The sequence below is a fragment of the Lysobacter sp. Root667 genome, from assembly GCF_001427715.1.
GTDB lineage: Bacteria > Pseudomonadota > Gammaproteobacteria > Xanthomonadales > Xanthomonadaceae > Lysobacter.
Genome location: NZ_LMHF01000001.1, coordinates 468,261 through 490,691, shown reverse-complemented (window position 1 = coordinate 490,691; position 22,431 = coordinate 468,261). Strand labels below are relative to the sequence as shown.

Annotated in this window: 19 protein-coding genes and 1 pseudogene; 5 read left to right on the top strand and 15 right to left on the bottom strand. The window is 69.3% G+C overall.

Translation table 11 applies throughout. From position 1 onward, the window contains the following. Nucleotides 1-19 precede the first annotated feature (19 nt). Nucleotides 20-1,177, top strand: coding sequence for an ABC transporter permease (locus ASD78_RS02090; RefSeq protein ID WP_056098022.1), 1,158 nt, complete (start codon nt 20-22; stop codon nt 1,175-1,177). A 12-nt stretch (nt 1,178-1,189) separates the two neighbouring features. Further along, the gene (locus ASD78_RS02085; protein WP_056098020.1) at nt 1,190-2,497 is read left to right on the top strand and encodes an ABC transporter permease; all 1,308 of its coding nucleotides are present in this window, start codon (nt 1,190-1,192) and stop codon (nt 2,495-2,497) included. 190 nt (nt 2,498-2,687) lie between these two features. On the opposite strand, the gene rarD is transcribed toward ASD78_RS02085, so the two are convergent. From rarD to ASD78_RS02070, 3 genes are all read right to left on the bottom strand, one after another. Continuing rightward, entirely contained in the window at nt 2,688-3,599 is a 912-nt protein-coding gene (gene rarD, locus ASD78_RS02080; protein ID WP_055908298.1) for an EamA family transporter RarD, read from the bottom strand. Further along, nucleotides 3,596-4,534: a drug/metabolite exporter YedA gene (gene yedA / locus ASD78_RS02075; protein ID WP_056098018.1), complete on the bottom strand. Its 939-nt coding sequence runs from the start codon at nt 4,532-4,534 to the stop codon at nt 3,596-3,598. The genes rarD and yedA overlap by 4 nt, the downstream gene beginning before the upstream one ends. A gap of 76 nt (nt 4,535-4,610) precedes the next feature. Then, nucleotides 4,611-5,159: a GNAT family N-acetyltransferase gene (locus tag ASD78_RS02070; protein WP_056098016.1), complete on the bottom strand. Its 549-nt coding sequence runs from the start codon at nt 5,157-5,159 to the stop codon at nt 4,611-4,613. 90 nt (nt 5,160-5,249) lie between these two features. On the opposite strand from ASD78_RS02070, the gene ASD78_RS02065 reads away from it, so the two are divergent. Next, a complete protein-coding gene (locus tag ASD78_RS02065; protein ID WP_055908289.1) occupies nt 5,250-5,750 on the top strand; it encodes an Lrp/AsnC family transcriptional regulator in 501 nt (166 codons plus the stop codon). Between the two features lie 394 nt (nt 5,751-6,144). Here ASD78_RS02065 and ASD78_RS02060 read toward each other — a convergent pair whose 3' ends face one another. The 5 genes from ASD78_RS02060 to ASD78_RS02040 all read right to left on the bottom strand — a co-directional run bounded on the left by ASD78_RS02060 (nt 6,145) and on the right by ASD78_RS02040 (nt 11,888). Further along, nucleotides 6,145-6,990: a methylated-DNA--[protein]-cysteine S-methyltransferase gene (locus tag ASD78_RS02060; RefSeq protein WP_235566418.1), complete on the bottom strand. Its 846-nt coding sequence runs from the start codon at nt 6,988-6,990 to the stop codon at nt 6,145-6,147. A 170-nt stretch (nt 6,991-7,160) separates the two neighbouring features. After that, complete coding sequence (locus ASD78_RS02055) at nt 7,161-9,347, bottom strand: carboxy terminal-processing peptidase (RefSeq protein WP_156087546.1); 2,187 nt, start codon at nt 9,345-9,347, stop codon at nt 7,161-7,163. A 331-nt stretch (nt 9,348-9,678) separates the two neighbouring features. Next, nucleotides 9,679-10,707 (bottom strand): lipoyl synthase, encoded by a 1,029-nt coding sequence (lipA, locus tag ASD78_RS02050; RefSeq protein WP_055908282.1) that lies wholly within the window; start codon nt 10,705-10,707, stop codon nt 9,679-9,681. 222 nt (nt 10,708-10,929) lie between these two features. Next, the gene (gene lipB / locus ASD78_RS02045; RefSeq protein WP_156087545.1) at nt 10,930-11,610 is read right to left on the bottom strand and encodes a lipoyl(octanoyl) transferase LipB; all 681 of its coding nucleotides are present in this window, start codon (nt 11,608-11,610) and stop codon (nt 10,930-10,932) included. Then, complete coding sequence (locus tag ASD78_RS02040; protein ID WP_056098011.1) at nt 11,610-11,888, bottom strand: DUF493 family protein; 279 nt, start codon at nt 11,886-11,888, stop codon at nt 11,610-11,612. Before ASD78_RS02040 ends, lipB begins: the two co-directional genes overlap by 1 nt. A gap of 81 nt (nt 11,889-11,969) precedes the next feature. Between ASD78_RS02040 and ASD78_RS02035 the strand changes: the two genes are divergently transcribed. Together ASD78_RS02035 and ASD78_RS02030 are read left to right on the top strand one after the other, a co-directional pair. Then, nucleotides 11,970-12,173: a hypothetical protein gene (locus ASD78_RS02035; RefSeq protein WP_055908273.1), complete on the top strand. Its 204-nt coding sequence runs from the start codon at nt 11,970-11,972 to the stop codon at nt 12,171-12,173. A gap of 167 nt (nt 12,174-12,340) precedes the next feature. Continuing rightward, entirely contained in the window at nt 12,341-12,874 is a 534-nt protein-coding gene (locus ASD78_RS02030; protein WP_056098009.1) for a transposase, read from the top strand. A 207-nt stretch (nt 12,875-13,081) separates the two neighbouring features. On the opposite strand, the gene ASD78_RS02025 is transcribed toward ASD78_RS02030, so the two are convergent. The 7 genes and pseudogenes from ASD78_RS02025 to mreC form a co-directional block, all read right to left on the bottom strand. Next, nucleotides 13,082-14,314: a D-alanyl-D-alanine carboxypeptidase family protein gene (locus tag ASD78_RS02025; protein WP_056098007.1), complete on the bottom strand. Its 1,233-nt coding sequence runs from the start codon at nt 14,312-14,314 to the stop codon at nt 13,082-13,084. Nucleotides 14,315-14,525: 211 nt separating this feature from the next. Then, nucleotides 14,526-15,947 carry a septal ring lytic transglycosylase RlpA family protein gene (locus tag ASD78_RS02020; protein WP_056098005.1) on the bottom strand — a complete coding sequence of 474 codons (1,422 nt, stop codon included), beginning with the start codon at nt 15,945-15,947 and terminating at the stop codon, nt 14,526-14,528. Continuing rightward, nucleotides 15,944-17,107: a lytic murein transglycosylase B gene (gene mltB / locus ASD78_RS02015; protein ID WP_056098003.1), complete on the bottom strand. Its 1,164-nt coding sequence runs from the start codon at nt 17,105-17,107 to the stop codon at nt 15,944-15,946. The genes ASD78_RS02020 and mltB overlap by 4 nt, the downstream gene beginning before the upstream one ends. A 300-nt stretch (nt 17,108-17,407) precedes the next feature. Then, entirely contained in the window at nt 17,408-18,523 is a 1,116-nt protein-coding gene (rodA, locus tag ASD78_RS02010; protein WP_055908261.1) for a rod shape-determining protein RodA, read from the bottom strand. Between the two features lie 374 nt (nt 18,524-18,897). Beyond that, nucleotides 18,898-20,766: pseudogene (gene mrdA, locus ASD78_RS02005) on the bottom strand (penicillin-binding protein 2); the annotation flags it as partial. A gap of 3 nt (nt 20,767-20,769) precedes the next feature. After that, entirely contained in the window at nt 20,770-21,255 is a 486-nt protein-coding gene (gene mreD, locus ASD78_RS02000; RefSeq protein WP_055908258.1) for a rod shape-determining protein MreD, read from the bottom strand. Then, a complete protein-coding gene (mreC, locus tag ASD78_RS01995; protein WP_343123530.1) occupies nt 21,252-22,244 on the bottom strand; it encodes a rod shape-determining protein MreC in 993 nt (330 codons plus the stop codon). Before mreC ends, mreD begins: the two co-directional genes overlap by 4 nt. Nucleotides 22,245-22,431 lie beyond the last annotated feature (187 nt).

Sequence of the window (22,431 nt, the reverse complement as noted above, 5' to 3'; positions counted from 1 at the left end):
CACCTAAAGGAAAGCAGACATGAAATACCTGCACCTGATCTGGGCCGCATTGTTCCGAAGCAAGACCCGCACCCTGCTGACCTTGTTGTCGGTGGTGACCGCATTCCTGCTGTTCGGCACGCTCGACTCGGTCCGCGTCGCGTTCAACTCCGGCGGCAGCGTCGCCGGCGCCGACCGCCTGGTCGTGGCCTCGCGCCTGTCGATCACCCAGATGCTGCCCTACAACCTGCTCAGCCAGATCGAATCCCAGCCGGGCGTGAAGAAGGTCGCCTACGCGGCCTGGTTCGGCGGCATCTACCGGGACCCGAAGAATTTCTTTCCGAACTTCTCCGTGAGCCCGAACTATTTCGAGCTGTATCCGGAATACGCCTTGCCCGCCGATCAGCTCAAGGCCTGGCAAGCCGACCGCCAGGGCGCGGTGGTGGGCGCCTCGCTGGCCAAGCGCCATGGCTGGAAGATCGGCGACACCATCCCCTTGCAGGCCACGATCTTCCCGACCAAGGGCAGCAACGACTGGCCGCTGAAGATACGCGCGATCTTCGAGATCAAGGATGCCAAGCGCAAAGGCGAAGAGAACCAGCTGTGGTTCCACTGGAAGTACTTCGACGAGTCCAACGACTACGTCAAGAGCCGGGTCGGCTGGTACATGGTCAAGCTGGACGACGTGAACCAGGCCACGCGCGTGGCCAAGGGCATCGACGCGCTGTCGGAGAACTCCGACCACGAGACCAAGACCCAGACCGAACAGGCCTTCAACCAGTCCTTCGCCAAGCAGTTCGCCGACATCGGCCTGATCGTCAGCGCGATCATGGGCGCGGTGTTCTTCACCCTGTTGCTGCTGACCGGCAACACCATGGCCCAGGCGGTGCGCGAGCGCATACCGGAACTGGCGGTGCTCAAGACCATCGGCTTCAGCGACCGCAGCGTGCTGGCCCTGGTCCTGGCCGAGTCGACCTTGCTGATCGTGATAGGCGGGGTGATCGGCCTGGGCCTGGCGGCGCTGCTGATGCCTTTCATCAGCTCCGTCAGCGGCGGCGCCATCCAGCTGCCGACCGTACTGCCGCAGACCTGGATCATGGGCTTGGTCCTGATGATCGCGATCGGCGTGGCTGTCGGACTCCTGCCCGCGCTGCGCGGCATGAGATTGAAGATCGTCGATGCGCTGGCCGGCCGATAAGGAGAGATCGCGATGAAGAGAGTTCTAGTCAATATCGGGATCGCGCTGCTGCTGGCGGTCGGACTGGTCGGGTGGATATTCCTGCCGTGGTACGGCGTATTGGGCGTGGTCGCGGCGTTGCTGCTGTGGCTGTTCCTGACCAAGCGCGGGCAGCAGACCCTGGCAGTGGCCGGCGTCGGCATCTCCAGCCTGCCGCAGCGCTGGGGCGCGTCCTCGGTGATCGTGATCGGCATCGCCGGCGTGGTCGGCGTGCTGGTGGCGATGCTGGCGATGGGCGAAGGCTTCCAGAACACGCTCAAGCAGACCGGCAGCGACGACACTGCGATCATCCTGCGCGGCGGCTCGCAGGCCGAGACCAACTCGGTCATCACCCGCGACCAGGTGCCGCTGATCTCGTCCCTGGCCGGCATCGCCAAGGACGGCAACGTCCGCGCCCAGGTCTCGCCGGAACTGTCGCAGGTGATCAACCTGCCCACCGTCAGCGACGGCAGCGACGCCAACGCGCAGTTGCGCGGCGTCGGTGCCGAAGCCTGGTCGCTGCGGCCCAACGTCAAGATCGTGAAGGGCCGCAAGTTCGGCGAAGGCCTGCGCGAACTGATCGCCGGCCAGGGCGCGGCCAAGCAGTTCCGCGGCCTGGAAATCGGCAAGCAGATCGAACTGGCCAACCAGAACTGGACCGTGGTCGGCATCTTCGCCGCCGGCGATTCGCACGACTCCGAACTGTGGGCCGACGGCGAAGTGCTGGCCTCGACCTACCAGCGCACTTCGTTCCAGTCGGTGACGGTGAAGCTGGCCGGCAAGGACGGCTTCAAGCAGCTCAAGGGCGCGCTGGCGGCCGACCCGCGCCTGAAGCTGGACGTGCAGACCACCCACGACTACTACGCCAAGCAGTCCGAGGTGCTTACCAAGGTCATCAAGGTCCTGGGCATCTTCATCGGCACCATCATGGCGATCGGCGCAGTGTTCGGCGCGCTCAACACCATGTACGCCGCAGTGTCCGGCCGCGCGCGCGAGATCGCGACCCTGCGCGCGCTCGGCTTCCGCGGCGTGCCGGTGGTGATCGCGGTGATGCTGGAAACCATGCTGCTGGCGTTGCTGGGCGGCCTGCTCGGCGCGGGGCTGGCCTGGCTGATCTTCAACGGCTACCAGGTGTCGACGCTGGGCAGCAACTTCAGCCAGGTGGTGTTCCAGTTCAAGGTCTCGCCGGAGCTGCTGTGGAGCGGCCTGAAGTGGGCGCTGGGCATCGGCCTGGTCGGCGGCCTGTTCCCGGCGCTGCGCGCGGCACGCCTACCGGTGACCACAGCCTTGCGCGCGGCCTGAGCCAAGGCCATCGCAACAAGACGACGAGGCGCCGTTCGCGGCGCCTCGTTCGTTTGCGGAACATCAACGCCATGCCTTGGGGTAGGAGCGGCGTAAGCCGCGACCGCGAATCCGCAGCCGCCGCGAAACCGGCGTCGCGTGTCGGAACTCCGGGTCGCGGCTTACGCCGCTCCTACCCCAGGGCAGCGGCTCATGCGGCCGCCAGTGCCGCCTGCCGCCGTGAGCGCCACAGCCCTTCGCCGGCGAAGACCAGCAAGCCGATCCAGATGAACACGAAGCCGATCAGGCGCGAGCGGTCGAAGGGTTCGTGCAGCACCAGCACGCCGATCAGGAACTGCAGGGTCGGCGCGATGTACTGCATCAGCCCGACCACCGACAACGGCACCCGCCGCACCGCGTAGGCGAAGCCGATCAGCGGCAATGCGGTCAGCGCGCCGGCGAGGATCAGCATCAGATCCAGGCCCAGGCCCCAGCCGCCGAGGAAGCCGCCCAGGCCGTGGCTCTCGCTCCACAGCAGCACGCCCAGCGCGGGCAGGAACAGGTAGACGCTTTCGATGCCCAGGCCGGTCACCGCTTCCACCGCGACCAGTTTGCGGATCAACCCGTAGGCGGCGAACGACAGCGCCAAACCTATAGCGATCCACGGCGCCTGCCCGTACTGCCAGGTCAGCCAGCCCACGCCGGCCGCGGCCATCGCCACCGACAGCCACTGCACCCGGTTCATGCGCTCGTGCAGCAGGGCCACGCCCAAGACCACGTTGACCAGCGGATTGATGAAGTAGCCCAGGCTGGTCTCGATCACGTGGCCGGCGTTGACCGCCCAGATGTACAGGCCCCAATTGAATGCGATCAGCACGCCGCTGAGCGCCAGCATCGCCGCCTTGCGCGGCTGCGCGAGCACGCCGCGCAACCACTCGCCGCCCTGCTTCCACGACAGCCAGGCCGCGACCATGGCCGCGCTCCAGACGATGCGGTGGCCGACGATCTGCAGCGACGGCACCGCCTTGAGCAGATGCCAGTACAGCGGCATCAGGCCCCACAGCACGAACGAGGCGGCGGCGATCCACAGACCGCGCCGCCCTTCCGCCTGCGCCGGGGTCATGCCGGCGGCTCGTTCGGGGCCGGCACCACCGGCGCACGCGCGGCGCGCGCCTTGGCCAGGGTGATGATGACCACGCCGACCAGGATCACCGCCATCGCGCCCAGGTCGTGCGAGCTGAAGCGCTCGCCCGCGAGCAGGGCGCCGAACAGCACCGCGATCGGCGGGTTGACGTAGGCGTAGCTGGTCGCCAGCGCCGGACGCACATGATGCAGCAGCCAGATGTAGGCGGTGAAGCCGAAGATCGAGCCGGCCACGACCAGGTACAGCAGCGCGCCGGTGGCGCTGGCGCTGGGCAGCGCGCTCATGCGCTCGCCGGTGATCGCGGCCGCGCCCAGCATCCACACGCTGCCGGTCAGCATCTGCGCGCTGGCGGCCATGAACGGCGACGGCAGGTCCTGGTCGCGGCTCCAGATCGAGCCCCAGGCCCAGGCGATCGGCGCGATGATCAGGCAGACCAGTCCCAGCGTGGAGCCCGACAAGGCGCTGCCGGCGTTGAGCCAGATCACCCCGAGGAAGCCGATCACCAGCCCGACCCATTCGATCTTCGACGGATGGCGGCCGCGCAGCATCGCGAACACGCCGGCGAACAGCGGCATCGACGCGACCGCGATCGCGGCCAGGCCGGAACCGACTTCGGTCTCGGCCAGGTTCACCAGGCCGTTGGACAGCAGCACCATCCAGATCGACAGCAGCCACAGCGTGCGCCATTGCTTGCGGGTCGGCGGCGCGGTGCCGCGCCAGCGCAGCACGGCGTACATCAGCGCGCCGGCGACGAACATGCGCAGCGCGCCCAGGATGAAGGGCGGATAGCTCTCCAGGGCGAAACGGATGGCGAGGTAGGTCGAGCCCCACAGGATGTAGACCGATGCCAGGGCGAACGCGACCGCGATCGCGCCGGGGGCCAGTCTTGCTGCGGTGGGTGAGGCGGCGCTCATGCGGTTGTGGTTCCGAGGGGAGGAAGGGGGGAGGAGCGGATCGGTGTCGGTTGGATCGGTGTCATTTGGATCGGTGTCAGCGGGATCGGTGCACGCAGACCGCGGTGCGGCAGCTGCCGACGTTGCGGCGCATGGGGTCGTGGAAGGTGTCGACCACGACGAAACCGGCCTTGCGCATCATGCCAGCCGAACCCGCGTTCTCTTCGTGTCGTTCGGCATAGCACTCGCGCAGGCCGCGCGCGCGCAACTGCGCGACCGCCTCGCGCAGCAAGTGCGCACCGAGACCGGCGCCGCGATGCTCGCGATGCACGACCACCTCGCCGATGTGGCCGTGGCGCGCGCGCTCGCGGCCGGCGCTCTGGTAGCAGGCGAAGTCGTCGCTGACGGCGTAGGTCGCCACCGCGACCGGCACGTCGTCCAGGCTGGCCAATACCGCGTCCACGCCGTCGCCGATCGCGCGCAGGTGTGCGGACAGCGCAGGCTCGGCGAGGTAGTTCCACGGGCTGGGACCGTGCTCGCGGATCAGGGCGTGGATGGCGGCGATATCCGCGCGCGAGGCGACGCGCACCCCGTAACGCTCGACGCCGGCGCGGACTGGGGGAGCGGTGGGGGCGAGGCGCTGCATGCGGCTCTTCGGGTGGTTCGACCCATTCAGACTATCCGCGAGGGCCGACAGGCGATTGAAAATTTGCCCGCTTGAACGCAAAATTTTTGCATGGCCCGCCCTCCCCTCGCCCTCGACGAACTCGACCACAAATTGCTGGGGCTGCTGCAGCGCGACGCCTCGGCCACCCTGACCGCGCTCGGCGACGCGATCGGACTGTCGCCCAGCGCGGTCCAGCGCCGCCTCACCGGCTACCGCAAGCACGGCCTGCTCCGCCAAGTCGCGCTGCTCGATCCGATCGCCCTGGGCAGCACGCTGGCCGCGGTGTGGGTGACGATGGAGCGCGAATCGGCGAGCCGCCACGCCGCGTTCTACGCGCGCATGCGCGCCGCGCCGGAAGTGCAGCAGTGCTACGTGCTGGCCGGGCAATGGGACTATCTGGTGATCCTGGCCACCACCGGCGTCGCCCATTTCCGCCAGGTCGCGGAGCGCTTGTTCCTGGACGAAGGCAACATCAAGCGCTACGAAACCCATCTGGTGTTCGACGTGGTCAAACTCGGGCTGGAGCTGCCGACGCGCGATGCGCCGAAGGCGACACGCAAGCGGCGCTGAGGACGGCGGAGCTGAGCCAGCGCCAATCGCGCCGGCGAGCGAGTGTCGCGATCGCGGCTTACGCCGCTCCCACAGGAAGCACGGCTTTCGCGGCTCGCGCCGCTCCTACAAGCAGGCGCGGCTTTCGCGGCTCGCGCCGCTCCTACAAGCAGGCGCGGCTTTCGCGGCTCACGCCGCTTCCGCGGAAGGCGCGGCTTTGGGGTAGGAGCGGCGTGAGCCGCGACCGCACCCTCAGCGCGCCAGCGCGAGTACGACCATACCGCGTTCGCGAAACAAGCCGCGCGCTTCCTGTGGGAGCAGCGTAAGCCGCGATCGCTTTACCCGTCATGCCGCAATGCCGCGGCACCGACGTTCGCAGGACGCGATGCGCCTGCGGCTCACCCCACCCTACATCTCAAGCCGCCCGCTCGCGCTGCAGCAACTTCTCCTTCAGCGGCAGCCCCCAGCGATACCCACCCAGCGAACCGTCGCCGCGCACCACACGATGACAGGGCACGACCACCGCGACCCGGTTGCCGGCGCAGGCGCGCGCGACCGCGCGTGCGCTGCCCGGCGCGCCGATCTGCTCGGCGACCTGGGCATAGCTGCGGGTCTGCCCGGCCGGAATCTTCATCAGCGCGTCCCAGACTTTTTTCTGGAACGCGGTACCCAACAGGTCCACCGGCACCGCATGGGCCTGGCCGCCGAGGGTATCGGCGACCGCGCGCAGGCGCGGCGCCAGGAATTCGTCGCGGCCGGCGTCGACGCGTTCCAGCTGCGCCTGCGGAAACTCGGCGCGCAGCTTGGCCTCCAGCGCCACCGCGTCGTCGCCCAGTTCGACCATGCACACGCCGCGTCCGGTGGTCGCGACCAGGGCGGTACCCAGCGCGGTGCGCGCCAGGCTCCAGCGGATCTGCTCGCCGGCGCCGCCGGCGCGGTAACGTGCCGGGGTCATCCCCAGGCGCGCCGCGCCGCCCTCGTACACGCGCGAGGGCGAACCGTAGCCGGCGTCGTAGAGCGCTGCGCTGACGTCGCTGCCTTCGCGCAGCGCCGACTTCAGCGTGCCCAGCTTGCGTTGCGCCAGGTACTCGGCCGGGCTGATCCCGAAGCGCGCGGTGAAGCGGCGCTGCAGGTGCGAGGCGCTGATGCCGACCGCCGCGGCCAGATCGGCCAGGGTCGGCTCGCCGGCATCGAGCAGGGCGCGGGCGTGATCCAGTTTGTCGACTGGTGTGAGATCGCGGATCGGGGTCATGGCGTTCATGGCCTCAGGGTACGGCCGCCTGCGCAGGCGCGATATCCGATTCTTGCACCCCAGCCCTGGCCCGCGTCAGCACCCGCTCAGGCCGGGCCGGGACGTCGCTGCGGTGGCCAAAAACGACGAAGGCGCGCCCCGAAGGAACGCGCCCTGTCGATACATCGTGCAGCAGAGGCTCAGTCGGCCCAATGCCCCGGCTTGCTCGCGGTCGGCAGCACCTGCGCCGACAGCTGGCGGTCGTCGTTGAGCAGGCGCACCGCGTCGGCCAGGATGGAGGCCGATTCGCGCAACAGCGGGTCCGGACGCTTTTCGGCGGCCTTCTCGCGCGCGACTTCCTGAGCCAGGTTGCGCTCGCTGGACTGCAGGCCGTCGTCGCCGTTGTCGTCAGCCAGCGGATCCAGGTCCAGGCCCATGGTCTTGCGCTCGGCCTGGCGCTGCTTGCGCTTGCTGTCGTCGCGGTCGCGCTCGGCGCGGCGCTCGGCCTCGTTGAGCGTGATCGACTTCTTGGCACGCTCCTCGCGGAACTCGGTCACGTCCTGCGACCACCACTGGAATTCCTTGTCGCCGGCGACGCGGCTGTCGTGCAACGCCGACAGCTTGGGCAGCAGCGGCGCGAAGTTGCCGTAGCGCACGTGCGGCACCGCGGCGATCTTGGTCCACGGCAGCGCGTTGTCGTAGGTGCTCTCGCCGTATTCGCTGGCGTCGACCGAGGCCGGGAACGACAGGTCCGGCACCACGCCCTTGTTCTGGGTCGAGCCGCCGCTGACGCGGAAGAACTGGGCGATGGTCAGCTTGACCTGGCCGAAGCGCGGGCCTTCGTTGGCCGGCCAGCGGTCGAGGTCGAGCATGTTCTGCACGGTGCCCTTGCCGAAGGTGGTCTCGCCGATGACCAGGCCGCGGCCGTAGTCCTGGATCGCGCCGGCGAAGATTTCCGAGGCCGAGGCCGAACCGCGGTTGATCAGCACCGCCAGCGGACCTTCCCAGGCGATGCCGGAATCGTCGTCGCCGTTGACCTCGATACGGCCGCCGGACTGGCGCACCTGCACCACCGGGCCGCGGTCGATGAACAGGCCGGTGAGCTCGATGGCTTCGTCCAGCGAACCGCCGCCGTTGTAGCGCAGGTCCAGGACCACGCCGTCGATCTTGTCGGCGCGCAGCTTGGTCAGCAGCTTGCTGACGTCGCGGGTGGCCGAGGCGTAATCGGTGCTGTTCTTGCGGCGGCCTTCGAAGTCCTGATAGAAGCCCGGCAGCTTGATCACGCCGATGCGCTTGGCCGGGGCGTCGCCGGTGGCCGGGATGGTGATGATTTCGGACTTGGCGGCCTGGTCTTCCAGGCGCACCTTGTCGCGCACCAGCACCAGGCGGTTGGGCTTGCTGTCCAGGCCGGCTTCGGCCGGAATCACGTCCAGGCGCACCTTGGTGCCCTTGGCGCCGCGGATCTTGGCGACCACGTCGTCGATGCGCCAGCCGATCACGTCTTCCATCGCGCCGCTGTCGCCCTGGCCGACCGCGACCACGCGGTCGCCGACCTTGATCTTGCCGGAGTTGCCGGCCGGACCGCCGGGCACGATCTCGCGGATCGCGACCACGTCGTCCTGCTTCTGCAGCACCGCGCCGATGCCTTCCAGCGACAGCGACATGGTCATGTTGAAGTTGTCGGCCGACTTGGGCGTGAAGTAGTCGGTGTGCGGATCGATCGCGTTGGCGTAGCTGTTGACGAAGGTCTGGAACACGTCTTCGCTCTTGAGCTCGGAGAAGCCCTTGGCGAGATTCTGGTAACGCTTGTCCAGGGTCTTGCGGATGTCTTCGGGCTTCTTGCCGGCCAGCTTCAGGCGCAGCCAGTCGTTGCGCACCGACTGCTTCCACAGCGCGTCGAGCGCGGCGGTGTCGGCGGGCCACGGCGCTTTCTCGCGGTCGTATTCGAAGCGGTCGTTGCCTTCGAAGCTGAAGATGTCCTGCTTGAGCAGCGCGCGCGCGTAGTTCACCCGCTCGTCGACGCGTTGCTTGAAGGTGGCGAAGATCGCGTAGGCCGGGCTCAGGTCGCCGCCGCGGATGGCGTCGTCGAGCTTGGTCTTGTAGGCATCGAACTTGGCGATGTCCTGGGCGGTGAAGTACTGCTTGCCCGCGTCCAGCGATTCGAGATAACGCTTGTGCATGTCGGCCGACAGGGTGTCGTCGAGCGCGCGCGGCCGGTAGGCGTAGCGACTGTCGGACAGCACGCCGTACACGAGCTTGGCGGCGGTGGCCTGGTCGGCGGTCGGCGCGTTGGCCAACGCGTTCGGGGCGCCGCCGGCATCGGCACGCGCGAGCAGCGCGAGCGGGGCGGTCAGCAGGAAAGCGAGCAGAGTGGTCTTGGCGGTCATCGCGGGGGTCTTCATGGCCGAGCTTGGCCTAGGCGTCGAGGATGTAGCGGGATTGGACAAGCCCACAGTGCCGAAAGTTGCCGTGCCTGTCACGCGCGGCAGTAAGGGTTTCGGGCATCCGGGGGCGAATGGCGTTCAGGTTCGCGACGACGGGGGTTAGCAGGGCGTTAGCCGGGCGTTACGCTGGCACGCCGGGCCAGCCGTCGGCAGCTCGATCGGCCGCGGCCCGACGGCGGGCATTCGGCCATCGTCGAGCCCGGCCGCGGCGCGCGACCGTTCGAAAGGGGCCGGTTGGCGCACATGCGCAGCGCCCTCGCGAGGCGCGGCGCACTCAGGCGGCGGCGAAGCCGGCTTCGATCGCCTGGCGGTCGGCATGGTAGGACGAGCGCACCAGCGGGCCCGAGGCGACATGGGTGAAGCCCAGCGCCATGCCGTAGAGCTCGAGTTCCTTGAACTCGTCCGGGGTCCAGTAGCGCAGCACCGGGTGGTGGTGCGGGGTCGGCTGCAGGTACTGGCCGATGGTGATCATGTCGACGTCGTGCGCGCGCAGGTCGCGCAGCGTGGCCTGCACCTGCTCCATGGTCTCGCCCAGGCCGAGCATGATGCCGGATTTGGTCGCGACCTCCGGGTGCTGGGCCTTGAACTTCTGCAGCAGGGTCAGCGACCACTGATAGTCGGCGCCCGGGCGCACGTTGCTGTAGAGGTCCGGCACGGTCTCGACGTTATGGTTGAACACGTCCGGCGGGTTGGTGTTCAGGATCTCCAGCGCGCGCTCCATGCGGCCCTTGCCGCGGAAGTCGGGCGTGAGGATCTCGATCTTGGTGCGCGGGCTCTCGCTGCGGACCGCGGCGATGCAGTCGACGAAGTGCTGGGCGCCGCCGTCGCGCAGGTCGTCGCGATCGACGCTGGTGATGACCACGTACTTCAGGCCCATGTCGGCGACGGTGCGGGCCAGGTTGGCCGGCTCGCTCGCGTCCGGCGGCTTGGGCCGGCCGTGGGCGACGTCGCAGAACGAGCAGCGGCGCGTGCAGACCTCGCCCAGGATCATGAAGGTCGCGGTGCCGTGGCTGAAGCACTCGTGGATGTTCGGGCAGCTGGCCTCTTCGCAGACCGTGACCAGGCGGTTTTCGCGCAGCTTGGCCTTGAGTTGGGCGACCGAATTGCCCGAGGGGATACGCACGCGGATCCAGGACGGCTTGCGCAGCACCGGGGCGTCGACGAACTGCACCGGCGAGCGGTTGATCTTGTCGCCGCCGAGCTGCTTCGCACCGGGCGTCATGGTGGTCGACTGCAGCACCGCCGGCGCGTCGCTACCGCTGACTACCGTGAGCGGGATGGTCTTGGAGGCGGGATCGGTCATGGCGCTGCGTGGACTCTTGTCGTTTGGCTCCCTCTCCCGCTGGCGGGAGAGGGTTGGGCTGAGGGCGGGCACCGCGGGTTTCGCGGCGGCTGGCGGATTCGCGGGCCCTCATCCGCCCTTCGGGCACCTTCTCCCGCTTGCGGGAGAAGGAAAATCAAACACCCACTCCCGCTAGCGGGAGAAGGGGATCGAACACCCCTTCCCGAGGACAGGAGTGGGCAATCAGAAGCTCAACGGCTCGGCGGTTTCCACCGTCAGGCCGAACTGCCGGGCCAGGTGGTCGACCAGGACCGGCTTGACCGCGTCCAGCCCGGACGGGCCGCCCAAGTCTACCACCGAGGTCACCTGCAACCCCTGGTAACCACAGGGATTGATGCGCTGGTAGGGCGACAGGTCCATGGCGATATTGAAGGCCAGGCCGTGGAAGGTGCAGCCGCGGCGGACCCGGATGCCCAGGGCCATGACCTTGGCCCCGGCGACGTAGACGCCGGGCGCGCCGTCGCGGCGGCCGCCCTCGATGTTCCATTCGCCCAGGGTGTCGATCACCGCCTGCTCGATCCGGTCCACGTACTCGCGCACGCCGACCTTAAGCCGGCGCAGGTCCAGCAGCGGGTACAGCACGATCTGGCCGGGGCCGTGGTAGGTCACCTGGCCGCCGCGGTCGACGTGCAGCACCGGGATGTCGCCCGGCATCAGCACGTGCTCGTCCTTGCCGGCCTGGCCCAGGGTGAACACCGGGTCGTGCTCGACCAGCCACAGCTCGTCGGGGGTGTCGGCGTCGCGGGCGTCGGTGAAGGCCTGCATCGCACGCCAGACCGGCTCGTAGGGCTGGCGGCCGAGGTCGCGCAGTTGCGCGGCCGGCAGGCGGCCCGCGCCGCCCAGTACCGCCGCGACCGCGTCGATTACAGCGTCCACTTCACTTCCGGATGCTCGCGCAGGACCTGGTGGGCCAGGTCGTACTGCTCGCGGCTGACGGCGCGGAAGCTGATCCGCACCGACACGTACTTGCCGCTGGCCGAATGCTTCCACTGGATGGTTTCGGCCTCGACTTCGATGCCGGCGCCGATCAGCAGCTGCGGCAGCGCGCGCTCCAGCCCGGCCTCGGCCGAGCCCATGGCGCTGAGCTCGAACGTACCGGGGAACTGGAAGCCGTGATCGGGGTTGTCGGAGTTGATGTTCATGCGTCGATTATGGGTCCGCGGGAGCCCGAACCCAACCCGGCGTAGGATGCGCTCAGGCACCGGTTGCAGGAGTCACAGCAGATGAATACAGCGTCGCTCTGGTGGGGCTTGCTGTTCGGCTCGATCGGCCTGGGTTACTTCATCTACGGCAAGCGCCAGGGCGCCCCGGTGCCGCTGCTGTGCGGGCTCGGGCTGATGGTGTTCCCCTATTTCGTGTCCAACAACTGGGCGATGGTGCTGATCGGGGCCGGGCTGGCAGCGATTCCGTATTTTTTGCGGTTTTAGGGCGCGCCCGATCGCCACCATGCCAACCGTAGGATGTGGTGAGCGTAGCGAACCGCATCACCCTCCCCTCTCACGTCAGACTTCCCCCACCCTCGAACACGCCTTTTCCGGATACCGAAAGCGCATCGCAGCTACCACCCTGAGCTCACTCACTTCGAGCCAGGACGATGACCCGCTATCGCCGCCCGTTCGCGCCCGGCGCGACTTGGTTCTTCACCACCAACCTCGCCCTGCGTGGCGACAATCGACTGCTGATCGAACGCGTCGAACTGCTTCGCAGCGTGATTGCGGCGGTCAAGACGCGCCATCCCTTCCGGATCGAGGCGATGGTGGTGCTGCCCGATCATCTCCACGCCGTATGGACGCTGCCGCCGGACGACACCGGTATCGGCCTGCGCTGGGGCCTGATCAAAGCCGGATTCGCACGGCGGTTACCCCGGCTGGAACGACGATCGACGAGTCGCAGCGGGCGCGGGGAGCGCGGAATCTGGCAGCGACGCTTCTGGGACCATCTGATCCGCGATCAGGCCGATCTGAATGCACACTGCGACTACATCCACTACAACCCGGTGAAGCACGGTTTGGTGATGACGGCGAAGGATTGGCCGTATTCGAGTTTTCATCGTTACGTTCGTATCGGCGTCTATCCCATCGATTGGGGCGTGGCGCGGGATTTCGGGAGGCGGTCGTTTGGGGAGTGACGTGGGCGATGCGGTTCGCTGTGCTCACCACATCCTACGAGGGTGAGTCGGGAGGGACGTCGCCAGCGCGAGCGCGCGGTCGCGGCTCACGCCGCTCCTACAGGAATCGGCCAGGAATCGGCATCGGAACTCGCGCGCGCGGCGCCGCAACGGAAAAGGCCGGCTTGCGCCGGCCTTTCCTGATTCACGCTGCGGTGCGCGAGCCGTTTATTCCGACTCCCACCACATCCAGAACTCGTCCCACAGGCGCTTGAAGAAGCCGCCCTCTTCGATCGCGTTGAGCGCGACCAGCGGGCGCTGGGCGATGACCTTGCCGTCCAGCACGACCTTGACCGTGCCCACGGCCTGGCCCTTCTTGATCGGGGCGACCAGGGTCTTGCTGACGTCCATGCTCGGCTTGAGCTGGGCGTACTTGCCGCGCGGCACCGTGACCAGCAGCGGCTCGGCGACGCCGAGCTGGGCTTCGTCGGCCGTGCCCTTCCAGACCTTCTGCTTGGCGATGGCCTTGCCGGCGTCGTAGAGACGGTGGGTTTCGTAGAAGCGGAAGCCCCAGTTCAGCAGCGCCTGGCTGTCGACGGTGCGCTGATCGTCCGAGGTCGAGCCCATCACCACCGAGATCAGGCGCTGGTCGCCGCGCAGGGCCGAGCCCATCAGGCAGTAGCCGGCGCCGGAGTGGTGGCCGGTCTTGATGCCGTCGACCGAGGGGTCGCGCCACAGCAGCCGGTTGCGGTTGGACTGCAGGATCGGGCCGACCTTGAGTTCCTTGATCTTGTTGTACGAGTACGCGACCGGGAAGTCGTGGATCAGCGCACGCCCGAGCAGGGCCAGATCGCGCGCGGTCGAGTAGTGGTTTTCCTGCGACAGGCCGTGCGGGTTCATGAAGTGCGAGTTCTTCATGCCGATGCGCGCGGCGTACTGGTTCATCAGCGCGGCGAAGGCATCCTCGCTGCCGGCGACGTGCTCGGCCAGGGCGATCGCGGCGTCGTTGCCGGACTGCACCACCATGCCCTTTTCCATGTCGACCAGCGGCGCGGTCTTGTTGACCTCGAAGCCGGAGTAGCTGCCGTCGGTGGCCGCGCCGCCCTTGCGCCAGGCGTTCTCGGTCATCATCACCTGGTCGGTGTCCTTGACCTTGCCGCCCTTGAGCTCGGCGGCGATCACGTAGCTGGTCATGACCTTGGTGATGCTGGCCGGCTCGACCCGGGTGTCGATGTTCTCGCCGGCGAGCACGTTGCCGCTGGCGGCGTCCATCAGCACCCAGGCGCTGGCCTTGATCGCCGGCGGCGGCGGCACCGGCAGCGAATCGCTGGCCGGCGGCAGGGCCGCGGCGGGCCTCGGAACGGGCGACTGCGCGAAGACCAGGCCGGCGGTGGTCGTGACCAGGCAGGCGGCGGTCAGCGCGGCGAGCGCCGCAGCGCGGGGGGTGAAGCGGGCTTTCATCGTTCTACTACTCCGGGGAGCCGGTCTCGTGCCGGCCTGGGCTGGGAATTCTGCGCTGGAGCCGCCCGTCCGGGGCGTTCCAGATCGGCGGGGCCGGGCCTGCGCCCTCCCCGTCTGTTCGACGCGGCCGTCCCGGGCCGCGATCGACGGCGGGACGTCCTGCCCCGCGCAGCTCCGGACGCATCCGGAGCGAGATGTAGCTCCTGCGCGCTCAGTCGCGCACGCGCTGCGGTTGTCCGAACCCCAGACCGACGATGCGCGCGGCAAGTTCCGGCGCCGCGGCGGCCTGCAAGGGGCCCACGCGCAGGCGCCAGACCTTCTGGCCGTTGGCGTCGCCGTCGAGCAGACGGGCATCGTCGATGCCGGCGCTCTTGAGCATACCCAGAGCGCGGTCGGCGTTGCTGCGCGCGCTGAAGCTGGCGACCTGCAGGGTCACGTCGCCGTCGCGCGGCACGGCATTGCGTTCGATGGCGGCGGCGACCACGGTCGCGGCCTTGGCCGGAGTCGGCGGCGGCGGCGCCTTGGGCGGCGCCGGCAGCGCGGCGGCGGCGACCGCCTCGGCCTTCTGGCGTTTTTCCAGCGCGCGGCGTTCGGCGCGGCTGAGTTTGCGCGGCGGCGCCGACTCGATGCGCACGGCCTTGCCGGTGGCGACGCGGACCTGGCGCGACTTCATCCACAGCTCGAACTCGTCGGCGCTCATGGCCTTGCCGTTCTGCATCATGTCGAAGCGATAGTCGCCGCCCGGCGTCGCGGCCACGGCAGCGGCCGGCTTGGCGGCCCCGCTCGCGAGCGTGGCCGGCTTGCCGGTGGCGATGCGCGCGCCCGGCGGCAGTTCGCTCGCGGCGGCGCTGGCGACCGGCATCGCCGACACCAGCCGATCGATCGCGCTGGGCGGCGCTGCGGCCGGCGTGGCCGCAACGGCCGGCGGCGGGTTGTTGGCGGCGCGGGCGTAGGCCGGCGGCGGCGCATCGCCCGGATGCAGGGCGCGCACCTCGACCCGGCCGGTGCCGCGCTGGGTGATGCCCAGCTTGACCGCCGCCGCGTAGCTGAGATCGATCACGCGGCCGTCGTGGAACGGGCCGCGGTCGTTGACGCGCACGGTCACCGACTTGCCGTTGTCGAGGTTGGTGACGCGGGCGAAGCTCGGCAGCGGCAGCGATTTGTGCGCGGCGGTGAAGGCGTACATGTCGTACACCTCCAGGTTGGAAGTGCGGCGGCCGTGGAATTTCTGGCCGTAGTAGGACGCGGTGCCGGTCTCGACGTAGTCGTCGTGGTTGTCGAGCACACGGTAGGTCTTGCCCAACACGGTGTACGGCGAACGGTTGCCGAAACGCGAGCGCGGCTCGGCGATGATTTCGGGTTCGGGAATCGCGTCGACGTCGGGCACGTGGTCGGGCGTGCTGTCGCGCTGGCCCGGCGCGTACAGGCCGCCGGCGGTGTAGTTGCCGCGCTTGCCCACGTCTTCCTGGGCCGGCGCGTACGGCGACTTCTTGCGTCCTTGCGACGGCGGCAAATTGCTGCGGCCGACGCCGCCGCGGTCGGGCAAGGCGACCGACTGGGAAGCGGGTTTCCTGGGGGCGCTAGCGCAGGCCACCAGGGCCAGGGGCAGGATCGCGGCGATCAGCCGCTTCATGCCGGAGGCTGTCCGGTGCTGTTCGTGGCCAAGGGGTTCTCCCGTCCGGCGATCGCCTCGGACAACTGATACACCGCCATCGCGTAGTGAGCGGAGATGTTGTAGCGGGTGATCGCGTAGAAGTTGCGGAAGCCGAGCCAATACTCCGGCCCGGCGACGCCTTCCAGGTTCAGCAAGGTCGCCGTTTCGGTCGGCGCGACCGTGCCCAGCGGGCGATAGCCGCGCGCGGCCAGGTCGCTGAGCGGAATGATGGGATCCATGTTGTCGGGCTTGAAGTCCAACGCGGTGGCGTCGCGGTTGGCGCGCACCACGATCGGACCGCCGCGCACCCAGCCGCCCTTCTTGACGAAGTAGTTGGCGACCGAGGCGAACACGTCGTCGAGATCGGTGAACAGGTCTTTCTTGCCGTCGCCGTCGCCGTCGACCGCGTACTGGCGGTAGCTGGAGGGCATGAACTGGCCCCAGCCCATCGCGCCGGCGTAGCTGCCGGTCAGGGTGGCGATGTCGAGCCCGGTTTCCTTGCCCATCGCGAACAGCTGGCCGAGCTCGTCGCGGAAGAAGGCCTCGCGGCGGTTCTCGCGTTCGGCCTTGGCCGGGTCGCCGGTGCGCGGGTACGCGAACGCCAGGGTGTACAGCGCATCGATCACCGGGTAGCTGCCGGTATTGCCGCCGAAGCTGGTTTCGACGCCGATGATGGAGACGATGATTTCAGCCGGCACGCCGGTCTGCGCTTCGACCCGTGCGAGTTGCTCGCGGTGTTCGGCCAGGAAGGCGCGGCCGCCGTCGATGCGCTTTTGGGTGACGAAGATCGGGCGGTAGTCGCGCCAGGGCTTGGCCTCGGCCGGACGCGACATCGCCGCGACGATGCTGTCGCGGATCTGCGCCTTGGCCAGCACCGATTCGATGTAGGCCGGGTCGATCGAATACTTGGCGGCGGTATCGCGCACGAACGCGGCGCGGGCCTGCTCGATCGGCATCGGCACCACCGGCGGCGGCAGATGCGCCAGCGGATCGGGCTTGGCGGTCGACGTTGCAGCGATCGGCGGCGGCGGCTGGAGCTGGGCGGCAGTCGGGGGCGGCGCCTGGGTGGCGCAAGCCGCCAGAGCGAGAGTGAGCGCGCCAATCGCGGCGCGGCGTACGGTGTCGGGGCGTCGAATCATCGCCGCGAGGGTAGCACGCGAAAACAGGGGCCAAAACCGTGAATTCGTGAAGATCGCGGCCGATAGTCAGGTTTTGTTGCTTAATCGGCGCGGGAAGACGGGGGAGTTTTGGAGCGGCCCTCACCCCAACCCCTCTCCCGCGAGCGGGAGAGGGGCTATTGAGAGAGCCGCTGCTTCCGTCGGAGAGCGCCGATGCTTCCGTTGAGAGCACCGGTGCTTCCATCTGCAAGCGCCGATGCTTCCCCCTTCTCCCGCTTGCGGGAGAAGGGGCCCGAAGGGCGGATGAAGACCGCTTTACCCTTACCGCCCCCCGTGCACCGGCCGATGCGCGCGCACCGCCATCACCACGCCCAGGCCGGCCAGCAGCGAGACCGCCGAAGTGCCGCCGTAGCTCAGCAGCGGCATCGGCACGCCGACCACCGGCAGCAGGCCGGCGATCATGCCGCCGTTGACGATCACGTAGACGAAGAACGCCAGGCCCAGCGCGCCGGCGATCAGGCGCGAATAGCCGTCGCGGGCCTCGGCCGCGATCCACAGGCAGCGCCCGACCACGAACAGGTACAGGCTCAGCACCACGGCCACGCCCAGCCAGCCGAATTCCTCGCTGAGCACGGCGAAGATGAAATCGGTGGTGTGTTCGGGCAGGTAGTTCAGGTGCGACTGCGAGCCCTGCAGCCAGCCCTTGCCGGTCATGCCGCCGGCGCCGATCGCGATCTTGGACTGGATGATGTTCCAGCCCGTGCCCAGCGGATCGGACTCGGGGTTGAGGAAGGTCAGGATGCGGTCCTTCTGGTACGGCCGCAGCAGCCAGAACCAGGCCACCGGCGCGACCGCCGCGACCCCGCCGAAGGCCGCGCCGAACCACCACCACGGCAGTCCGGCCAGGTACAAGGCGAACGCGCCGCTGATGCCGACCAGCATCGCCGTGCCGAAGTCGGGCTGGAGCAGGATCAGCAGGGTCGGCACCGCGATCACCACGCCGGCGACCAGCACCGAGAACAACCGCGGCGGCAGCGCCTGGCGGTTGAGGTACCAGGCCACCATCATCGGCAGGCTCAGCTTGAGCAGCTCGGCGGGCTGGAAATAGAAGACCTTGAGGTCGATCCAGTGGCGGCCGTGCTTGCCGGTGCCGATCGCCAGCACCAGCAGCAGCGGCAGCAGCGAGACGCCGTAGACCAATGGGGTCCAGTTGCGCAGCTGCGAGGTCGGCATGCGCGACAGCGCCCACATCGCCGCCAGGCCGACCGCGAAGCGCGAGCCCTGCGCCAACACCATGCGCATGGAGTGGTCGCCGGCGCTGTACAGCACCGCCAGGCCGATCGCCATCAGCGCCAGCAGCGCGCCCAGCATGGGCAGATCGACGGTGCGCAGCGCGCGCGCGATCAGGTCGAACAACCAACGCAGGATCTGCCTCACCGGCGCGGCTCCGGCGGCGGCGCGGGGTTCCGCGGGCGCGGCGCGGCGCTCGCGGGCGCAGGCACGGGTGCGCGGCGCGCGTCAGCCGCGGCGCCTGGCCCCGGCGCGGTCGCCGCGGCCGCAGGGGTCGCCCGCGCCTGCGTCGCCGAGGCATCGCGGCGCGCATTCAAGGTCGGCGCGTTGGCGTGGCCCTTGGCGGCCTCGCGCGCCAGCGCTTCCGCGCTCAGCGCACCGACCGCGAACGCCGGCGACACCGGCGCCGGGGTGTTGACCACCACGCCGTCCTGGTTCACCGACAGCGCGACCGGCGCCGTCGTCGCCGCGACCGGAGTCGTCAGCGGCGCGATCGCGTTGGCGTCGGCCGGATCGGGCTCCGGCATCTTGCCCAGCAGCCAGGCATCGAAGATCTTGCGCGCGATCGGGCCGGCCGAACTGGCGCCGTAGCCGCCGTGCTCGACCACCACCGCGACCGCGATGGTCGGGTTATCGGCCGGCGCGTAACCCACGAACAGCGCCTGGTGGCGCAGGTGATACGGCAGCGAATGCGGATTCACGCTGACGTTGCCGCGCCGGCTGATCTTCTGCGCGGTACCGGTCTTGCCCGCACTCTGGTACGGCGCGCCGCGCACCAGGCCGGCGCCGGTGCCGCCGGGCAGCATGGTCCCGACCATGCCTTCCTGGACCGCGCGCAGGTGCGAGGGGTTGTCGGTGATGCGGGTCGGCGCCGGCTGTTCGACCGGCGTCCACGGCGTCTCGTAGCCGTCGCGGCGCTCGCGTACTAGGTGCAGGCGGCGCAGGTCGCCGCCGTTGGCGATCGCCGCGGTGCCGCGCACCAGTTGCAAGGCGGTCGCGACCCAGTAGCCCTGGCCGATGCCGGCGATCACGGTCTCGCCCGGGTACCAGCCTTCCTTGCTGCGCTTGGCCTTCCACGTCGCCGAAGGCACCACGCCGCTGTTCTCGCCGGCCAGGTCGATGCCGGTCGGCCCGCCGAAGCCGTAGCGGCGCATGTACTGCTCGAAACGGGCGATGCCCATCTCGTAGGCGAGCTTGTAGTAGTAGTAGTTCACCGACTGCGAGATCGACTTGCGCAGGTCGGTCCAGCCGGCGCCGCCGTGGGCGTCGCGGTAGCCGCGCTTCTGCCCGGGGATGTGGAACTCGCCGGTCGAGAACACCTTGTCCTCGGCGCGGCGCAGGCCGCTGTCCAGGCCGGCCAGGCCGATCAGCGGCTTCACCGTCGAACCCGGCGGACCGCCGCCGAGCACGTTGCGGTTGAACATCGGCCGCGACGGGTTGTCCATCAGCGAACGGTAGTCGGCGCTGGAGATGCCGTTGACGAACAGATTGGTGTCGTAGCCCGGCAGGCTGACCATCGCCAGCACCTCACCGGTGCGCGGATCGACCGCCACCGCCGAACCGTCGAATTCGCCGAACGCGGCTTCCATCGCCCGCTGCAGGTCCAGGTCGATGCTCAGGCGCAGGTCCGCGCCCGGCTGCGCCGGCACGTGCCCGACCTGGCCCATCGGGCGGCCGTCGACGTTGGTCTCGATCTTCTCGTAGCCGACCTTGCCGCGCAGCGCTTCCTCGTAATAGCGCTCCAGGCCGGTCTTGCCGACGTGGGTCAGGGCCGCGTTGCCCTCGGCCATCGTCTCCAGATCCTTGGTGTCGATGCGGCCGACATAGCCGATCACGTGCGAAAACAGCTCGCCGTAGGGATAGCGCCGGTTGAGGTAGGACACCAATTCCACGCCCGGGTAGCGCCAGCGGTCGACCGAGAACCGCGCTGCCTCCTCGTCGCTCACGCGCAGCTTCAGGGTGATCGGCTTGAAGCCGCGGGTGGCCTTGCGCTCGTTCTCGAAGCGCTGGATGTCCTCGGGCGACAGCGCGATCAGCTTGGCCAGCGACGGCATCCAGGTCTCGGTCTTGCCGGCCTCGCTGGGGGTGACGTCGATCCGGAACGCCGGCACGTTGTCGGCCAGGATCCGGCCCTTGCGGTCGTAGATCAGCCCGCGCCCGGGCACCACCGGCCGCAGCTTGATGCGGTTGGCGTCGGAACGGGTGACGTAATCGGCGTGCTGCAGCACCTGCAGGCGGTAGTACCAGAAGCCCAGCCCGAGCACGCCCAGCAGCACGAACGCGAACGCGACCGCGGCGCGGCGGCGGAACTGGTCCGCCTCGGCGGCGGCGTTCTTCAGCACCCGCTTCTTCAGCGGGTGCGGGCCGAACCAGCGGCGACGCGGGCCCATGGCTCAGCGCCTCCGCCAGCTGCCCAGGCGCAATGCGTCGAGCAACAGGAAGATCAGCGGCCACAGCAGCAGGCCCGACAGCGGCGCCAGCCAGAACGTCGCCGGCAGGGTCGGCTCGCCCAGGGCGACGTGGATCGCGGCGGTGACGATGCGGTCGTTGAGCATCAGGCCGCCGACCCACAGCGCCTGCTGCCACAGCGGGAAGAAGCGCAGACGGGCGCGGAAGCGCTGCAGGATGAAGGTCATCACCACCAGGCGCAGCGCCTGCTCGCCGAACAGGCCGCCGTAGACCACGTCGCCCAGCAGGCCGAGCGCGAACGCGAAGCCCAGGCCGGCGCGATCGGGGTCTTCGATCACCCAGTACGCCAGCACCAGCGCCAGCCAGTACGGACGCAGCGGCTGCAAGGCCAGCGGCAGCGGCAGCAGCCCCAGCAGCAGCGCGGCGATCAGGCTTACCGGCAACACCCAGTGTTGGCGAGTACGGGTCATCGGCGCGGCTCGCGGGCGGCAGGACCGGTGGGCGGGGTCGCGCGCGCGGGCGCGGGCGATGCCGGCGGATTCGTTGCCGGCGCGGCGTTGGCGGGCGCAGTGTTTGCAGGAGCGGCGCCGGTCGCCGTAGCCGCAGCGGCGGCCGACGCGCCGGGCTGGCCCGGCGCCGGCGCGGTGGTGTCGAATTCCTCCGGGTTCACCGGCGGCGGCATCGACAGCAGCACCAGCACTTCGCGGCCGCGGTCCAGCTGCGCCGCCGGCTTGACGTCGCCGACCAGGAAGGCGCGGCTGTCGTCGGGCCGCAGCGCGGCGATGGTGCCGACCGGGAAGCCGGGCGGGAAACGTCCGCCCAGGCCCGAGGTCACCAGTTGGTCGCCGACCTGGACATCGCTGGACAGCGGCACGCTGGCCAGGCGCAGGGTGTCGCTGCGGCCGTCGCCGTAGACCACCAGGCGCACGCCGTTGCGCGCCACCGCGACCGGCACCGCGTGCGAGGGATCGGTGATCAGCAGCACGCTGGCGTGCATCGGATTGACCCCGATGATCTGGCCGAGCAGGCCGCCGGAATCGATCACGCTCTGGCCGGTGCGCACGCGGTCGCGGCTGCCGGCGTCGAGGATCAGGCGCTGACGGGTCGGGTCCAGGTCGATGTCGAGGATCGGCGCCAGCACCACGTCGAGATTGCCGCGCTCGGCGGCTTCCAGCAGGCCGCGCAGGCGCGCGTTGTCCGCGGCCAGGGTCTGCAGCCGCGCCATCCGCGCCTGGTTGACCAGCAACTCGTTGCGCAGGCGGCGGTTGTCGTCGGTGAGCTGGCTCAGCGTGCCGGCGTCGTCGTGGATGCGCTCGGCCACGCGTCCCGGCCAACCGGCCACGGCCCACAGCGGCGCGACCGCGACACCGGCCTGCCGGCGCGCCTGGTTCAACCAGCCGCCGCGGTGATCGAGCACGATCAGCACCACCGCCAGCGCCAGGTAGGCGAGCAGGCGCAAAGTCCCTGCGACATCACCAATGCGGGCGGTGGAGGGAGGACCGGCGTAAGACGGCACGGGCGGTGTCTACGAGTCGAAAGAGGCGGACGGAAGAGGCCGCGAACGCGGCGCCTGCATCGGGACGGCGTCCTGCCCTCCCGGACCGCGGACGGCAGGCATGCTGCCGACGCGCGAATGCTGCAAAAAC

Bases quoted from the DNA above. Each gene is read 5' to 3' on its own strand.
- ASD78_RS02085 (WP_056098020.1), top strand. From the start codon at position 1,190: ATGAAGAGAGTTCTAGTCAATATCGGGATCGCGCTGCTGCTGGCGGTC.
- ASD78_RS02025 (WP_056098007.1), bottom strand. From the start codon at position 14,314: ATGAAAGCCCGCTTCACCCCCCGCGCTGCGGCGCTCGCCGCGCTGACC.
- yedA (WP_056098018.1), bottom strand. From the start codon at position 4,534: ATGAGCGCCGCCTCACCCACCGCAGCAAGACTGGCCCCCGGCGCGATC.
- ASD78_RS02090 (WP_056098022.1), top strand. From the start codon at position 20: ATGAAATACCTGCACCTGATCTGGGCCGCATTGTTCCGAAGCAAGACC.
- ASD78_RS02020 (WP_056098005.1), bottom strand. From the start codon at position 15,947: ATGAAGCGGCTGATCGCCGCGATCCTGCCCCTGGCCCTGGTGGCCTGC.
- ASD78_RS02035 (WP_055908273.1), top strand. From the start codon at position 11,970: ATGAATACAGCGTCGCTCTGGTGGGGCTTGCTGTTCGGCTCGATCGGC.
- mreD (WP_055908258.1), bottom strand. From the start codon at position 21,255: ATGACCCGTACTCGCCAACACTGGGTGTTGCCGGTAAGCCTGATCGCC.
- ASD78_RS02065 (WP_055908289.1), top strand. From the start codon at position 5,250: ATGGCCCGCCCTCCCCTCGCCCTCGACGAACTCGACCACAAATTGCTG.
- lipA (WP_055908282.1), bottom strand. From the start codon at position 10,707: ATGACCGATCCCGCCTCCAAGACCATCCCGCTCACGGTAGTCAGCGGT.
- rarD (WP_055908298.1), bottom strand. From the start codon at position 3,599: ATGACCCCGGCGCAGGCGGAAGGGCGGCGCGGTCTGTGGATCGCCGCC.
- ASD78_RS02060 (WP_235566418.1), bottom strand. From the start codon at position 6,990: ATGAACGCCATGACCCCGATCCGCGATCTCACACCAGTCGACAAACTG.
- ASD78_RS02070 (WP_056098016.1), bottom strand. From the start codon at position 5,159: ATGCAGCGCCTCGCCCCCACCGCTCCCCCAGTCCGCGCCGGCGTCGAG.
- ASD78_RS02055 (WP_156087546.1), bottom strand. From the start codon at position 9,347: ATGACCGCCAAGACCACTCTGCTCGCTTTCCTGCTGACCGCCCCGCTC.
- ASD78_RS02030 (WP_056098009.1), top strand. From the start codon at position 12,341: ATGACCCGCTATCGCCGCCCGTTCGCGCCCGGCGCGACTTGGTTCTTC.
- mltB (WP_056098003.1), bottom strand. From the start codon at position 17,107: ATGATTCGACGCCCCGACACCGTACGCCGCGCCGCGATTGGCGCGCTC.
- ASD78_RS02040 (WP_056098011.1), bottom strand. From the start codon at position 11,888: ATGAACATCAACTCCGACAACCCCGATCACGGCTTCCAGTTCCCCGGT.